The organism is Burkholderia plantarii, assembly GCF_001411805.1.
GTDB classification, from domain to species: Bacteria; Pseudomonadota; Gammaproteobacteria; order Burkholderiales; family Burkholderiaceae; genus Burkholderia; species Burkholderia plantarii.
The window spans coordinates 307,750-322,323 of the sequence record NZ_CP007212.1 but is presented as its reverse complement, the minus strand read 5'-3'; the positions used below and the strand labels follow the sequence as shown (position 1 = coordinate 322,323).

The 14,574-nt window shown below is 62.4% G+C and carries 21 protein-coding genes; all 21 read right to left on the bottom strand.

Features of this window, described 5'->3' with window-relative positions; translation table 11 throughout:
- Nucleotides 1-8: 8 nt before the first annotated feature.
- Nucleotides 9-314, bottom strand: a complete 306-nt coding sequence (gene rpsN / locus bpln_RS33490) for a 30S ribosomal protein S14 (RefSeq protein WP_012734365.1) — start codon at nucleotides 312-314, stop codon at nucleotides 9-11.
- A 7-nt stretch (nucleotides 315-321) separates the two neighbouring features.
- Nucleotides 322-861, bottom strand: coding sequence for a 50S ribosomal protein L5 (rplE, locus tag bpln_RS01365; RefSeq protein ID WP_012734364.1), 540 nt, complete (start codon nucleotides 859-861; stop codon nucleotides 322-324).
- Nucleotides 862-875: 14 nt separating this feature from the next.
- The gene (rplX, locus tag bpln_RS01360) at nucleotides 876-1,181 is read right to left on the bottom strand and encodes a 50S ribosomal protein L24 (RefSeq protein ID WP_042623628.1); all 306 of its coding nucleotides are present in this window, start codon (nucleotides 1,179-1,181) and stop codon (nucleotides 876-878) included.
- A gap of 9 nt (nucleotides 1,182-1,190) precedes the next feature.
- Nucleotides 1,191-1,559: a 50S ribosomal protein L14 gene (gene rplN, locus bpln_RS01355; RefSeq protein ID WP_004197951.1), complete on the bottom strand. Its 369-nt coding sequence runs from the start codon at nucleotides 1,557-1,559 to the stop codon at nucleotides 1,191-1,193.
- Between the two features lie 300 nt (nucleotides 1,560-1,859).
- A complete protein-coding gene (gene rpsQ / locus bpln_RS01350) occupies nucleotides 1,860-2,132 on the bottom strand; it encodes a 30S ribosomal protein S17 (protein WP_012734362.1) in 273 nt (90 codons plus the stop codon).
- Nucleotides 2,129-2,323 carry a 50S ribosomal protein L29 gene (gene rpmC, locus bpln_RS01345; protein WP_004199856.1) on the bottom strand — a complete coding sequence of 65 codons (195 nt, stop codon included), beginning with the start codon at nucleotides 2,321-2,323 and terminating at the stop codon, nucleotides 2,129-2,131. The genes rpsQ and rpmC overlap by 4 nt, the downstream gene beginning before the upstream one ends.
- A 9-nt stretch (nucleotides 2,324-2,332) precedes the next feature.
- Nucleotides 2,333-2,749, bottom strand: a complete 417-nt coding sequence (rplP, locus tag bpln_RS01340) for a 50S ribosomal protein L16 (RefSeq protein ID WP_012734361.1) — start codon at nucleotides 2,747-2,749, stop codon at nucleotides 2,333-2,335.
- 2 nt (nucleotides 2,750-2,751) lie between these two features.
- Complete coding sequence (gene rpsC / locus bpln_RS01335) at nucleotides 2,752-3,552, bottom strand: 30S ribosomal protein S3 (protein ID WP_012734360.1); 801 nt, start codon at nucleotides 3,550-3,552, stop codon at nucleotides 2,752-2,754.
- Nucleotides 3,553-3,563: 11 nt separating this feature from the next.
- Nucleotides 3,564-3,893 carry a 50S ribosomal protein L22 gene (gene rplV / locus bpln_RS01330; RefSeq protein ID WP_004199272.1) on the bottom strand — a complete coding sequence of 110 codons (330 nt, stop codon included), beginning with the start codon at nucleotides 3,891-3,893 and terminating at the stop codon, nucleotides 3,564-3,566.
- A gap of 12 nt (nucleotides 3,894-3,905) precedes the next feature.
- Complete coding sequence (rpsS, locus tag bpln_RS01325; protein ID WP_042623627.1) at nucleotides 3,906-4,181, bottom strand: 30S ribosomal protein S19; 276 nt, start codon at nucleotides 4,179-4,181, stop codon at nucleotides 3,906-3,908.
- A gap of 10 nt (nucleotides 4,182-4,191) precedes the next feature.
- Nucleotides 4,192-5,019 carry a 50S ribosomal protein L2 gene (gene rplB / locus bpln_RS01320; protein ID WP_042623626.1) on the bottom strand — a complete coding sequence of 276 codons (828 nt, stop codon included), beginning with the start codon at nucleotides 5,017-5,019 and terminating at the stop codon, nucleotides 4,192-4,194.
- A 2-nt stretch (nucleotides 5,020-5,021) separates the two neighbouring features.
- Nucleotides 5,022-5,336, bottom strand: coding sequence for a 50S ribosomal protein L23 (rplW, locus tag bpln_RS01315; protein WP_012734358.1), 315 nt, complete (start codon nucleotides 5,334-5,336; stop codon nucleotides 5,022-5,024).
- Nucleotides 5,333-5,953: a 50S ribosomal protein L4 gene (rplD, locus tag bpln_RS01310; RefSeq protein WP_012734357.1), complete on the bottom strand. Its 621-nt coding sequence runs from the start codon at nucleotides 5,951-5,953 to the stop codon at nucleotides 5,333-5,335. The genes rplW and rplD overlap by 4 nt, the downstream gene beginning before the upstream one ends.
- Nucleotides 5,953-6,603 carry a 50S ribosomal protein L3 gene (rplC, locus tag bpln_RS01305; protein WP_042626365.1) on the bottom strand — a complete coding sequence of 217 codons (651 nt, stop codon included), beginning with the start codon at nucleotides 6,601-6,603 and terminating at the stop codon, nucleotides 5,953-5,955. The genes rplD and rplC overlap by 1 nt, the downstream gene beginning before the upstream one ends.
- A 186-nt stretch (nucleotides 6,604-6,789) precedes the next feature.
- Nucleotides 6,790-7,101: a 30S ribosomal protein S10 gene (gene rpsJ / locus bpln_RS01300; RefSeq protein ID WP_012734355.1), complete on the bottom strand. Its 312-nt coding sequence runs from the start codon at nucleotides 7,099-7,101 to the stop codon at nucleotides 6,790-6,792.
- Nucleotides 7,102-7,246: 145 nt separating this feature from the next.
- Complete coding sequence (gene tuf, locus bpln_RS01295) at nucleotides 7,247-8,437, bottom strand: elongation factor Tu (RefSeq protein ID WP_012734343.1); 1,191 nt, start codon at nucleotides 8,435-8,437, stop codon at nucleotides 7,247-7,249.
- 43 nt (nucleotides 8,438-8,480) lie between these two features.
- Entirely contained in the window at nucleotides 8,481-10,583 is a 2,103-nt protein-coding gene (gene fusA, locus bpln_RS01290) for an elongation factor G (RefSeq protein WP_042623625.1), read from the bottom strand.
- Between the two features lie 117 nt (nucleotides 10,584-10,700).
- Complete coding sequence (rpsG, locus tag bpln_RS01285; protein ID WP_006477195.1) at nucleotides 10,701-11,171, bottom strand: 30S ribosomal protein S7; 471 nt, start codon at nucleotides 11,169-11,171, stop codon at nucleotides 10,701-10,703.
- Nucleotides 11,172-11,346: 175 nt separating this feature from the next.
- On the bottom strand, nucleotides 11,347-11,727 hold the full coding sequence (rpsL, locus tag bpln_RS01280; protein ID WP_012734353.1) for a 30S ribosomal protein S12: 381 nt from the start codon (nucleotides 11,725-11,727) through the stop codon (nucleotides 11,347-11,349).
- A gap of 280 nt (nucleotides 11,728-12,007) precedes the next feature.
- Entirely contained in the window at nucleotides 12,008-13,855 is a 1,848-nt protein-coding gene (gene recQ / locus bpln_RS01275; RefSeq protein ID WP_042623624.1) for a DNA helicase RecQ, read from the bottom strand.
- Nucleotides 13,856-13,879: 24 nt separating this feature from the next.
- Nucleotides 13,880-14,470 carry a hypothetical protein gene (locus tag bpln_RS01270; RefSeq protein WP_055137917.1) on the bottom strand — a complete coding sequence of 197 codons (591 nt, stop codon included), beginning with the start codon at nucleotides 14,468-14,470 and terminating at the stop codon, nucleotides 13,880-13,882.
- Nucleotides 14,471-14,574: the final 104 nt, after the last annotated feature.

The window sequence follows — 14,574 nt, the reverse complement described above, 5'->3', positions numbered from 1 at the left end:
TTCTCCTATTACCAGCTCGCCTTGGTCAGGCCAGGAATCTCGCCGCGGAAAGCGATTTCACGAATCTTGTTACGCGCGAGGCCGAACTTGCGGAACGTGCCACGCGGACGGCCCGTGATCGCGCAGCGGTTACGCTTGCGAGTCGGGTTCGAGTTGCGGGGCAGTTGTTGCAGTTCCAGACGAGCGGCATAACGCTCTTCGTCCGACTTGCTCGCGTCATCAATGACCGCCTTCAGTGCCGCACGCTTCGGTGCGAACTTAGCTGCCAGGCGGGCACGCTTCTTTTCACGTTCGATCAGTGCCAGTTTAGCCACGGTAACCTCAGTTTCTGAACGGGAACTTGAAGCTGGCGAGCAGTGCCTTCGCTTCGTCGTCGGTCTTCGCGGTGGTCGTGATGCTGATGTTCAGCCCACGCAGCGCGTCGATCTTGTCGTAATCGATTTCGGGGAAAATGATCTGCTCTTTCACACCGATGTTGTAGTTGCCACGGCCGTCGAACGCACGACCCGACACGCCGCGGAAGTCGCGCACGCGGGGCAGGGCGACCGTCACGAAACGATCGAGGAATTCGTACATCGCGCGGCCGCGCAGCGTCACCATCGCGCCGATCGGGTAACCCTGGCGGATCTTGAAGCCGGCGATTGCCTTGCGAGCCTTCGTCACGACGGGCTTCTGACCTGCGATCTTGGTCAGGTCGCCAACGGCGTTCTCGATGATCTTCTTGTCAGCGACGGCTTCGCCAAGACCCATGTTCAGGGTGATCTTGGTGATGCGCGGCACTTCCATGATCGACTTGTAGCCGAACTTCTCGATCAGGCCGGGAACAACCTTCTCTTTGTAAAACTCTTGAAAACGTGCCATTTCTATACTCCGCGTCAGGCCAGCACGGCACCGGTCGTCTTCAGGAAGCGAACCTTCTTGCCTTCCTCGACCTTGATGCCAACACGCGAAGCCTTGCCGTTCGCGTCGACCAGCGCGACGTTCGAAATATGCAGCGGCATCGCCTTCGCTTCCACGCCACCCGTCGTGCCCTTCATCGGGTTCGGCTTCACATGCTTCTTGACGAGGTTGATACCTTCGACGGTCACATGTTCGGCATCGACGGCCAGCACGACACCGCGCTTGCCCTTGTCCTTGCCGGTGATGACGACGATTTCGTCACCCTTGCGAATCTTGTTCATCGCGACTCCTTACAGCACTTCCGGCGCCAGCGAAACGATCTTCATGAATCGTTCGCTACGCAGCTCACGCGTGACCGGCCCGAAAATGCGGGTGCCGATCGGCTCGAGCTTGTTGTTCAAAAGCACAGCGGCGTTGCCGTCGAACTTGATCAGCGAACCGTCTTGACGACGCACGCCCTTGGCGGTGCGAACCACCACGGCGTTGTAGATTTCGCCTTTCTTCACGCGCCCGCGCGGCGTTGCTTCCTTGACGCTCACCTTGATGATGTCGCCAATGCTGGCATAACGACGCTTCGAGCCGCCGAGCACCTTGATGCACATGACTTCACGCGCACCCGTGTTGTCGGCCACTTCAAGCCGAGATTCGGTCTGGATCATGGTTTATCTTTCCCAACTTAATCCGGATGCACCACCATGGCACATACGGTCAGTCTTGGTCCCGTCAGCCAACCGGCTGCTTGGGTTTGAACAGCAGCGATGGCAAACGAAACCCGCCATCGCAAATCGGTGAATCATCAGGCCGACAGAACGCCAGCCCGCTTCCCCCACCGTGACTTCGCCCGCGACGGGGCTCCCATAAAGAGGGAAGACCGGGATTATAACGCACAATCCCGGCCACGCAAGCAAAAACTTTGCGATTTCAAGTACTTCTACTGCCTGCGGCCTTTCGGCCTCCGCTTAGATGACGCGGGCGGCCTCGATGAGGCGCGACACCGTCCAGGCCTTCGTCTTCGAGAGAGGACGCGTTTCCTGGATTTCGACGAGGTCACCCTCGTTGTAGGTGTTCGCTTCGTCGTGCGCGTGGTACTTCTTCGAACGCACCACGTACTTGCCGTAGATCGGATGCTTGACGCGGTTCTCGATCAGCACCGTGACGGTCTTGTCCATCTTGTTGCTGACGACCCGACCGACAAGCGTCCGCTTGAGCGAGGTTTTTACGCTATCGTTCATTTCTGGTTCGCCTTCTGAGTCAGGACGGTCCGCACACGAGCGATGTCGCGACGCACCTTCTTCAGCTGGCTCGTGTTCGTGAGCTGCTGGGTCGCGAGTTGCATGCGCAGGCCGAATTGCGCCTTCAGCAGGTCCGACAGCTCCTTGTTGAGCGCGGCCTGGTCCTTCTGGAGAAGTTCGGAAGCCTTCATGTTTTCTCCTTAGGCGCCGAGCTGACGAACGATGAACGCCGTCTTCAGCGGCAGCTTCGCTGCGGCCAGACGGAACGCTTCGCGTGCCAGTTCTTCGGTGACGCCATCCATTTCGTACAACATCTTGCCCGGCTGAATCTCGGCGACGTAGTACTCGGGGTTGCCCTTACCGTTACCCATCCGCACTTCGGCCGGCTTCTGCGAAATCGGCTTGTCCGGGAAGATACGGATCCAGATCCGGCCGCCACGCTTGATGTGACGCGTCATGGCACGACGTGCCGCTTCGATCTGACGTGCGGTCAAACGGCCGCGACCGATAGCCTTCAGGCCGTACTCACCGAACGACACGGCGTTACCGCGCGTGGCGATACCGGTGTTGCGACCCTTCTGCTCTTTACGATACTTCCTGCGTTTCGGTTGCAGCATCGTTATTCTCCAGTCTTGCCGTCTTCCGGCTTGCCTGCAGCGCGACGCGGAGCGCCACGACGGGCACCCGGACCACCGCCTTCACCGTCACGGCGCGGACGACGATCGCCCGGGCGCGCGTTGCGGCGCGGACGCTTGTCTTCCGTCACTTCCTCGACCACCGGCGCGTCGTTGCGGCCCAGCGTGTCGCCCTTGTACACCCACACCTTGACGCCGATGATGCCGTAGGTCGTCTTCGCTTCCGAGGTCGCGTAGTCGATGTCGGCGCGCAGCGTGTGCAGGGGCACCCGGCCTTCGCGGTACCACTCGGTACGTGCGATTTCGATGCCGTTCAGACGGCCCGCGCTCATGATCTTGATGCCCTGGGCACCCAGACGCATCGCGTTCTGCATCGCGCGCTTCATCGCGCGGCGGAACATGATCCGGCGCTCGAGCTGCTGCGTGATCGAATCGGCGATCAGTTGCGCATCGGTTTCCGGCTTGCGGATCTCTTCGATGTTGACGTGAACCGGCACGCCCATGCGGCGTTGCAGTTCCGTCTTCAGCAGTTCGATATCCTCACCCTTCTTGCCGATGACGACGCCCGGACGCGAGCTGTAAATCGTGATGCGCGCGTTCTTCGCCGGACGCTCGATGACGACGCGGCCAACCGAAGCGTTCTTCAGCTTCTTCTTCAGATACTCACGAACACCGATGTCTTCCTGCAACATCGCCGCGAAATTGTTGTTGTTCGCGTACCAACGCGACGCCCAATTGCGGCTGACGGCCAAACGGAAGCCAGTCGGATGAATTTTCTGTCCCATCGTGTGACCCCTTAATTCCCGACCGTCACAGTGATGTGACAGGATTGCTTCTCGATGCGGTTACCGCGGCCCTTGGCGCGCGCGGTGAAACGCTTGAGCGAGGCAGCCTTGTCGACGTAGATGCTCTTGATCTTGAGCTCGTCGATGTCGGCGCCCTCGTTGTGCTCCGCATTCGCGATAGCCGACAACACCACCTTCTTCACGATGCCAGCGGCCTTCTTCGGCGAGAACGTCAGGACGTTCAGCGCCTTGTCGACCGGCAAACCGCGGATCTGGTCAGCCACCAGGCGCGTCTTCTGCGCCGAGATGCGGGCACCGCGATGAATTGCTTTCACTTCCATCTTGATTGCCCCTTATTTCTTGGCCTTCTTGTCGGCCGCGTGACCCTTGAACGTACGGGTCAGTGCGAACTCGCCAAGCTTGTGGCCGACCATGTTTTCCGAGATGTACACCGGAACGTGTTGACGGCCGTTGTGAACGGCGATCGTCAGGCCGATGAAGTCCGGCAGGATCGTCGAACGACGCGACCAGGTCTTGATCGGCTTCTTGTCACGCGTAGCTGCAGCCGCCTCAACTTTCTTCAGCAAATGGGCGTCGCAGAACGGACCTTTTTTAACAGAACGTGCCATTGCCTACTCCTTAGCGCTTATGACGGCGCTGGACGATCATCGTCGTCGTGCGCTTGTTGCTACGCGTACGGAAGCCCTTCGCCGGCGTGCCCCACGGGCTCACCGGATCGCGACCTGCCGCGGTCTTGCCTTCACCACCACCGTGCGGGTGATCGATCGGGTTCATCGCGACGCCACGAACCGTCGGGCGGATACCACGCCAGCGGTTGGCACCGGCCTTGCCGATCTGGCGCAGGCTGTGCTCTTCGTTACCCACTTCGCCGATCGTCGCGCGGCACTCGATGTGCACGCGGCGGATTTCGCCCGAACGCAGACGGACCTGCGCGTAGACACCTTCACGAGCGAGCAGCATGGCCGAGGTGCCGGCCGAGCGCGCGATCTGCGCGCCCTTGCCCGGCAGCATCTCGATGCAGTGGATCGTGGTACCGACCGGGATGTTGCGGATCGGCAGCGTATTGCCTGCGCGGATCGGCGCTTCCGAGCCGGACATCAGCTGCTGGCCCACCGTCACGCCCTTCGGCGCGATGATGTAGCGACGCTCGCCGTCCGCGTACAGCACCAGCGCGATGTTCGCGCTGCGGTTCGGGTCGTACTCGAGGCGCTCGACCTTCGCCGGGATGCCGTCCTTGTTGCGACGGAAATCGACGATACGGTAGTGCTGCTTGTGACCACCGCCCTTGTGGCGCGTGGTGATGTGGCCGTTGTTGTTGCGGCCGGCGGTCGAGCTCTGCGTGTCGAGCAGGGCCGCGAACGGCTTGCCCTTGTGCAGGTTCTTGTTGACCACCTTGACCATCGCGCGGCGACCCGGCGAAGTCGGCTTAACTTTCACGATTGCCATGATTACTTGGCCTCCGCTTCAAAGTTGATTTCCTGGCCGGGCTTCAGGCACACGTATGCCTTCTTCACGTCCTTGCGGCGGCCCATCGAACGGCCAAAGCGCTTTTGCTTGCCCTTCTGAACCAGCACGTTGACGGAATCAACTTCCACCTTGAACAGCAGCTCGACAGCCGCCTTCACTTCCTGCTTCGTGGCATCCGGTGCGACTTCGAACACGACTTGCTCGTTCTTGTCGGCAACCAGCGTCGCCTTTTCCGAGACCACCGGCGCGAGCAGGACCTGCATCAAACGATGATCGTTCTTGCGAATCTCGCTCATGACAGCAACTCCTCGATCTGGGCGACCGCAGCCTTCGTGACCAGGATCTTCTTGAAGTAGATCAGCGACAGCGGGTCGGCGTAACGCGGCTCGACAACCGCCACATTCGGCAGGTTGCGCGACGCGAGGTACAGGTTTTCATCGACCGTATCGGTGATGACGAGCACGGACTCGAGGCCCATGGCCTTGAACTTCTCGGCCAGCAGCTTGGTCTTCGGTGCTTCGAGCGTCAGGTCTTCGACCACCGACAGACGGCCTTCGCGCGCCAACTGCGAGAAGATCGAGCAGAGACCTGCGCGATGCATCTTCTTGTTGACCTTGTGCGAGAAGTTTTCTTCGGGCGAGTTCGGGAAGATCCGACCACCGCCGCGCCACAGCGGGCTCGACGACATACCGGCACGGGCGCGGCCCGTACCCTTCTGGCGCCACGGCTTCTTGGTCGTGTGCTTGACCTGCTCGCGATCCTTCTGAGCGCGGTTGCCCTGGCGAGCGTTCGCCTGGTACGCAACGACGATCTGGTGGATCAGCGCTTCGTTGTAGTCACGGCCGAACACGACGTCCGACGCGTTGACGACAGCACCTTCCTGACCATTAGCATTCAGGAGCTTGAGTTCCATTATTTCGCCCCCTTGGTCTTGACGGCCGGCGTCACGAAGACCTTGCCGCCCTTCGCGCCCGGAATGGCGCCCTTGACGAGCAGCAGCTTGCGCTCTGCGTCGATACGCGCGATTTCGAGGTTCTGAACCGTCACCGTGACGTCACCCATGTGACCCGTCATGCGCTTGCCCGGGAACACACGACCCGGATCCTGCGCCATACCGATCGAGCCCGGCACGTTGTGCGAGCGCGAGTTACCGTGCGTGGCGCGGCCCGAGCTGAAGTTGTAACGCTTGATCGTACCGGCGTAGCCCTTACCGATCGACACGCCTTGCACGTCGACCTTCTGGCCTACTTCGAAGAGATCGGGACCGACGATGGCGCCGTTCGACAGCTCGGCTGCCTTCGTCGCATCGATGCGGAATTCCTTGAGGACTTCACCGGCTTCGACACCGGCTTTGGCGAGATGACCTGCCAGCGGCTTCGTCACGCGCGAGGCGCGGCGCGAGCCGAATGCAACCTGAACAGCCGTGTAGCCGTCGGTTTCAACAGTCTTGATCTGCGTCACGCGGTTGTCCGACACGTCCAGCACGGTGACGGGAATCGAGTCCCCATCCGCCGTGAAAATACGGGTCATGCCAACCTTGCGACCTACGAGTCCAAGGCTCATCGTTTTCTCCATTCCCAACTGCGATTGGTCGGGGCTAATTTACAAAACGCCGCGGCCGCCAAGACGGCGGGCACGTCGGCTTTTACGCAAATACGCGAAAAGCCTTGCATTATAGCGAGGCCCTTCGATTTCCGCAAGCAATCAATGACTTAGCGTGGCCGGTATCGACCGACCCCGCGGAAAGCCTTACTGCAGCTTGATTTCGACGTCGACGCCAGCCGGCAGATCGAGCTTCATCAGCGCGTCGACCGTCTTGTCGGTCGGATCGACGATGTCCATCAGGCGCTGGTGCGTACGGATTTCGAGCTGGTCGCGCGAGGTCTTGTTGACGTGCGGCGAGCGCAGGATGTCGAAACGCTGAATGCGCGTCGGCAGCGGCACCGGGCCACGGACGATCGCGCCCGTCCGCTTCGCCGTGTCGACGATCTCGGCGGCCGACTGGTCGATCAGGCGATAGTCGAATGCCTTCAGGCGAATGCGGATTTTTTGCTTTTGCATGACGATTCCTTGAAAAGAGCGAGGCGATGTTGCATCGCCGGATCAATAAAAGAACATGGGATCGGGCGCCCGTTGAGCACGGGCACCCGATCCCGGGCGCTTAACCGCTAATGATACACCAGCTACAGCTCGATGATGCTCGAGATTAGTCGAGGATCTTGGCGACGACGCCGGCGCCGACGGTGCGGCCGCCTTCGCGGATCGCGAAGCGCAGACCTTCTTCCATCGCGATCGGAGCGATCAGCTTCACCGTGATCGACACGTTGTCGCCCGGCATGACCATTTCCTTGTCCTTCGGCAGCTCGATCGAACCCGTCACGTCCGTCGTACGGAAGTAGAACTGCGGACGGTAGTTGTTGAAGAACGGCGTGTGGCGGCCACCTTCATCCTTGCTCAGCACGTACACCTCAGCCGTGAAGTGCGTGTGCGGCTTGATCGAGCCCGGCTTCGCCAGAACCTGACCACGCTCCACTTCTTCACGCTTCGTGCCGCGCAGCAGGATACCAACGTTGTCGCCAGCCTGGCCTTGATCCAGCAGCTTGCGGAACATTTCCACGCCCGTGCAGGTCGTCTTCACCGTCGGCTTGATACCGACGATTTCGATTTCCTCGCCAACCTTCACGATGCCGCGCTCGACACGACCCGTCACCACCGTGCCGCGACCCGAGATCGAGAACACGTCTTCCACCGGCATCAGGAACGTACCGTCCACCGCGCGCTCCGGCGTCGGGATGTACGAGTCCAGCGCGTCGGCCAGGTTCATGATCGCCGTCTCGCCCAGCTCGCCCTTGTCGCCTTCCAGCGCCAGCTTCGCCGAACCCTTGATGATCGGGGTGTCGTCGCCCGGGAAGTCGTACTTCGACAGCAGCTCGCGAACTTCCATCTCGACCAGCTCGAGCAGTTCAGCGTCGTCCACCATGTCGCACTTGTTCAGGAACACGATGATGTACGGAACGCCAACCTGACGCGCCAGCAGAATGTGCTCACGCGTTTGCGGCATCGGGCCGTCGGCTGCCGAGCAGACCAGGATCGCGCCGTCCATCTGCGCGGCACCCGTGATCATGTTCTTCACGTAGTCGGCGTGGCCCGGGCAATCGACGTGTGCGTAGTGGCGGTTCGCCGTTTCGTACTCGATGTGCGCAGTGTTGATCGTGATGCCGCGTGCCTTTTCTTCCGGCGCCGCGTCGATTTCGTCGTACTTCTTCGCTTCGCCGCCGAACTTCGACGACAGAACCGTTGCGATCGCCGCCGTCAGCGTCGTCTTGCCGTGGTCAACGTGACCGATCGTGCCGACGTTGACGTGCGGCTTGGTCCGTTCGAACTTCTCTTTTGCCATGATTCTCTTCTTTCAAAAATGATGAACGTTTGGGGGAGACGACTTACTTCGACTTCGCGCTGATGATCGCTTCGGCGACGTTACGCGGAGCTTCGGCGTAGTGCTTGAACTCCATCGTGTACGTGGCGCGACCCTGGGTCAGCGAGCGCAGCGACGTCGAGTAGCCGAACATTTCCGACAGCGGCACTTCGGCGCGGACGATCTTGCCGCCGCCGACCATGTCTTCCATGCCCTGGACGATACCGCGACGGCCCGACAGGTCGCCCATCACGTTGCCCATGTAGTCTTCCGGCGTTTCGACTTCCACTGCCATCATCGGTTCGAGCACGACCGGGCTGGCGCGGCGCATCGCTTCCTTGAACGCCATCGAGCCCGCCATGCGGAACGCGTTTTCGTTCGAGTCCACGTCGTGGTACGAACCGAACGTCAGGTGGACCTTCACGTCGACGACCGGGAAGCCCGCCAGCACACCGCTCTTCAGCGTGTCCTGGATGCCCTTGTCGACGGCCGGGATGTATTCGCGCGGAATCACGCCACCCTTGATCTCATCGAAGAACTCGTAGCCCTTGCCCTGCTCGTTCGGCTCGAGCGTGATGGTTGCGTGACCGTATTGACCGCGACCACCCGACTGCTTGACGAACTTGCCGTCGACATCCTTCGCCGTCGAACGGATCGTCTCGCGGTATGCAACCTGCGGCTTGCCGACGGTTGCCTCGACGCCGAATTCACGCTTCATCCGGTCGACCAGAATTTCGAGGTGGAGCTCGCCCATGCCCGAAATGATGGTCTGGCCCGATTCCTCGTCCGTCTGGACGCGGAACGACGGATCTTCCTGCGCGAGACGGTTCAGCGCCAGACCCATCTTTTCCTGGTCGGGCTTCGTCTTCGGCTCGACGGCCTGCGAGATCACCGGCTCCGGGAACACCATGCGTTCCAGGATGATCGGGCTAGCCGGGTCGCACAGCGTATCGCCCGTGGTCGCATCCTTCAGGCCGACCGCGGCGGCGATGTCGCCGGCGCGCACTTCCTTGATTTCTTCGCGCTGGTTCGCATGCATCTGCAGAATCCGGCCCAGGCGCTCCTTCTTGCCCTTGGTCGAGTTCAGCAGCGTATCGCCCGAGTTGACGACGCCCGAATACACGCGGAAGAAGATCAGCTGGCCGACGAACGGGTCGGTCATGATCTTGAATGCGAGCGACGAGAACTTCTCTTCGTCCGACGCGCGGCGCTCCACCTTCTCGCCGTTGTCGAGCTCGCCCGTGACCGGCGGAATGTCGACCGGCGACGGCAGGAAGTCGATCACGGCGTCGAGCATGCGCTGCACGCCCTTGTTCTTGAACGCGGTACCGCACAGCATCGGCTGGATTTCGCACGCGATCGTGCGGTCGCGCAGCGCCTTGACGATGTCGGCTTCCGGCAGATCGCCTTCTTCCAGGTACTTGTTCATCAGGTCTTCGTTGGCTTCCGCCGCCGCTTCGACCATCTTTTCACGCCATTCCTGGCAGGTGTCCGCGAGTTCGGCCGGAATGTCGACGTAGTCGAACTTCGTGCCCTGGGACGCTTCGTCCCAAATGATCGCCTTCATCTTCAGCAGGTCGACCACGCCCTTGAAGTTTTCTTCCGAGCCGATCGGCACCACCACCGGCACCGGATTCGCCTTCAGGCGCAGACGCAGCTGGTCGTAGACCTTGAAGAAGTTCGCGCCGGTACGGTCCATCTTGTTGACGAACGCGAGACGCGGCACCTTGTACTTGTTCGCCTGACGCCAGACGGTTTCCGACTGCGGCTGAACGCCACCCACCGCGCAGTACACCATGCACGCGCCGTCGAGCACGCGCATCGAACGCTCCACTTCGATCGTGAAGTCGACGTGGCCCGGGGTGTCGATGATGTTGATGCGGTGCTCGGGGTAGTTGCCGCCCATGCCCTTCCAGAACGCGGTCGTAGCAGCGGACGTGATCGTGATGCCACGCTCCTGTTCCTGCTCCATCCAGTCCATCGTGGCGGCGCCGTCGTGAACCTCACCGATCTTGTGGTTCACGCCGGTATAAAACAGAATGCGCTCGGTCGTCGTCGTCTTGCCGGCGTCGATGTGGGCGCTAATACCGATATTGCGGTAGCGCTCGATAGGAGTCTTGCGAGCCACTTTGATCCTCTATGGGTTAACGCGACGCAAGGTCGCGTCACGCCTCAACACAAACGGGCGAGGCGCTCGAAACAAGCGCACCCGCCCGGATTTTTACCGCTTGAGTCTCGCTCGCGCTTAGAAGCGGAAATGCGAGAACGCGCGGTTGGCTTCCGCCATCCGGTGAACTTCGTCGCGCTTCTTCATCGCGCCGCCGCGGCCTTCGGCCGCTTCGGAAAGTTCACCTGCGAGGCGCAGGGCCATCGACTTTTCGCTACGCTTCTTCGCGGCCTCACGCAGCCAGCGCATCGCCAATGCCATACGACGCGACGGGCGCACTTCGACCGGAACCTGATAGTTCGCACCACCAACGCGACGGCTCTTCACTTCGACCACCGGCTTCACGTTGTTCAGCGCGACCGTGAACACTTCCAGCGGGTCCTTGCCACCCTTGGTCTGGATCTGTTCGAAAGCGCCATAAACGATGCGTTCCGCGACCGACTTCTTGCCGGACAGCATCAGCATGTTCATGAATTTTGCAACATCAACGTTACCGAACTTCGGATCCGGCAACACTTCCCGCTTGGGGACTTCGCGACGACGCGGCATGTTTCTTCCTTTACCTTTTCAGTTGGAGCTGGGCTTCAGCTCCGCGGCCACCAACAAACCCGATTTCATCTCGTTTCGACTAACCAGCTTGGCCGGGTGACCACTTACTCGACAGCACCGGCTATCCGGCACCACCGCATTAATCGCCATCAGGCGATCACTTTTTCGGGACTGCTTACTTCGCAGCCTTCGCACGCTTCGCGCCGTACTTCGAGCGCGCCTGCTTACGGTCCTTGACGCCCTGCGTATCGAGCGAGCCGCGAACCATGTGGTAACGCACACCCGGCAAATCCTTCACACGGCCGCCGCGGATAAGCACAACCGAGTGTTCCTGCAGGTTGTGGCCTTCACCGCCGATGTACGAAATCACTTCGAAGCCGTTCGTCAGACGAACCTTGGCGACCTTACGGAGTGCCGAGTTCGGCTTCTTCGGCGTCGTCGTGTACACGCGAGTGCACACGCCGCGACGCTGGGGGCAGTTCTGCAGGGCCGGGCTCTTGCTCTTGGTCGTTTCCGACTCACGGCCTTTGCGAACCAGTTGGTTGATGGTTGGCATTGTGTATTCCTGAAGATGACAAAAACCGGCACACAGACGTCGGGCAAAGCGACGCCGGCATGCCTGTGACGATCCGAAACCGTGAGACTCGCCCGCAGCCGGTGCTTGACATCGGCTCGCGAGTTTACCTACCGAGAATCGGAACCCGGCATCATAATCCAAAAATCTCAAGCGAGTCAACAGCTTGCGTGATCGACTCGCGCAAGAATAAGTGACGAATCGGTGACGGCTGCGGCGGCGAGCGCGGTGCCGCCGCCCCGGCACGCGCCGCCGGCGTGGCTCAGGGCGCTTCGACGACCTCGAGGATCTCGTCGCCGAAGCGGTCGAGCTTGCGCGCGCCAATGCCGGGGATGTGGCGCAGGTCGTCGATCGATCCGGGCGCGTTGCGCGCGATCTCGGCCAGCGTGGCGTCGTGGAAGATCACGTAGGCGGGCACGCCGTCGCTCTTGGCCGTCTCGGCGCGCCAGGCGCGCAGCCTCTCCCAGCAGGCACGCTCGCGGGCCGACATGCCGGCCGTCGGATCGGCGCGCGCGCCGCTGCGCGTGGACGATTGCCGCGAACTCTTCGGCTTCACGTAGCGGCGCAGCGTGACCGTTTCCTCGCCCTTCAGCACCGGCTTGCTCGCCGCGGTCAGCACCAGCGCGCCGAAGCCGCCGTGATCGACGGCCAGGTAGCCGAACGCCACGAGCTGCCGGAAGATCGCGCGCCATTCGGGCTCGGACAGCTCGGCGCCGATGCCGAACGTGCTCAGCGTGTCGTGACCGCGTTGCTGGACCTTCTCGGTCTTCGCGCCGCGCAGGATCTCGATCAGGTGGCTCGCGCCGAAGTTGAAGCCGCTCGCGCGCTGCGCGCGGAATACGCACGACAGCGCCATCTGCGCCTCGCGCGTGGCGTCCCAGGTGTCGGGCGGCTCGAGGCAGGTGTCGCAGTTGCCGCACGGCTGGCTGGTCTCGCCGAAATAACCGAGCAGGCGCACGCGGCGGCAGGAGGCGGTTTCGCACAGGCCGAGCAGCGCGTCGAGCTTGCCGGTCTGCACGCGCTTGTGCGCGTCGTCGGCATCGGACTCGTCGATCATCTTGCGCTGCTGCACCACGTCGCCGAGGCCGTAGGCCATCCATGCGTTGGCCGGCAGGCCGTCGCGGCCCGCGCGGCCGGTTTCCTGGTAGTAGCCCTCGACGCTCTTGGGCAGGTCGAGGTGGGCCACGAAGCGCACGTCGGGCTTGTCGATCCCCATCCCGAACGCGATCGTCGCGCACATCACGATCCCTTCCTCGCGCTGGAACATTTCCTGATGGCGCTGGCGGATCTCGAACTCCATCCCGGCGTGATAGGGCAGCGCGCGCACCCCCTGGGTCTTGAGCCACTCGGCCGTTTCCTCGACCTTGCGGCGCGACAGGCAGTAGACGACGCCAGCGTCGGTCGTGCCGTCGGCGTTGGTGTGCTCGGCGCGGATGAAATCGAGCAGCTGCGAGCGCGCGTTGTCCTTCTCGACGATCCGGTAGCGGATGTTCGGCCGGTCGAAGCTCGACACGAACACGCGCGCATCGTCGAGCGCCAGGCGATGGATGATCTCGTCGCGCGTGATCGCGTCGGCGGTGGCCGTCAGCGCGACGCGCGGCACATACGGAAAGCGCTCGTGCAGAACCGACAGCTGGATGTATTCGGGGCGGAAATCATGCCCCCATTGCGACACGCAGTGCGCCTCGTCGATCGCGAACAGCCCGATGCGCGTGCGCTCGAGCAGGTCGAGGAAACGCGGCGTCATGAGCCGTTCGGGCGCCACGTAGAGCAGGTCGAGCTCGCCTTCACGCAGCGCGCGCTCGGTGGCGGCCGCCTCGGCGCCGGACAGCGTCGAGTTCAGGTACGCGGCGCGCACGCCGACCTCGGTCAGCGCGGCGACCTGGTCCTGCATCAGCGCGATCAGCGGCGACACGACGATGCCGGCGCCCTGCCCCGCCTCGTGCCGCACCAGCGCCGGGATCTGGTAACAGAGCGACTTGCCGCCGCCGGTGGGCATCAGCACGAGACAGTCGCCACCCGCCGCGACGTGTTCGACGATCTCGCCCTGCTGGCCGCGAAAGGCCGGATAACCGAAAACTTCGTTCAGGATTTCGAGCGCGCGCGACATGAGGCAAGGAGACCGGATGGAAAATCAAGGCAGCATTCTACAGACAGACGGCGCCCCGCCCTCACGATCGTTCGCAGGTTGGCCATCCGGCCCGGTCGGCGCGGCGCGCGAGGCCGCGTGTATCGCGCTCGCGAGGCGCACCGCCGGTGAATCGCCGGGACCCTCCGGGCCGTCCGCGGGCCGCGCGGCCAGGCCGATCGCGATGGCGTGCCGGACGCCGTCGACGTCGATCACGACGTGATTCTGGAAGCCCGACACATGGCCGACCACCGACACGCAGAGCGTGTCATCGCCGTCGACGACGACGTCGGCCAGATCGTTGTCCGCGCTCAGGAACGGCGCGCGGCGGTCCATCAGGCCGCCCAGCGTGGAGCGGTCGATGAAGCGCCCGGACAGGTAGTAGTCGTAGCGCGGCGGCGCCGAGGCGCCGCCCTCGCGGCGGACCACGTAGATCATCAGGCCGGGGCGCAGCACGCGCGTGTAGACGATCGCGTCGCCTGGGACCCAGTGATGGCGCAGATACCACCAGCCCGGCAGCGCGAGCACCGCCAGCGACAGACAGAGAACGAGACCGGTGATGCCGATCCAGCGGTTGACCGCGACCACGTTGCGCATGGGATGCCCTCTCGTCGTTACCGTCCGGCCCAGGCACGATCGCGAGGAAGGAACCGCTCCGGCGGAAGACCGGCACGAACGCGCCGGCCTGAAAATCGATGAAA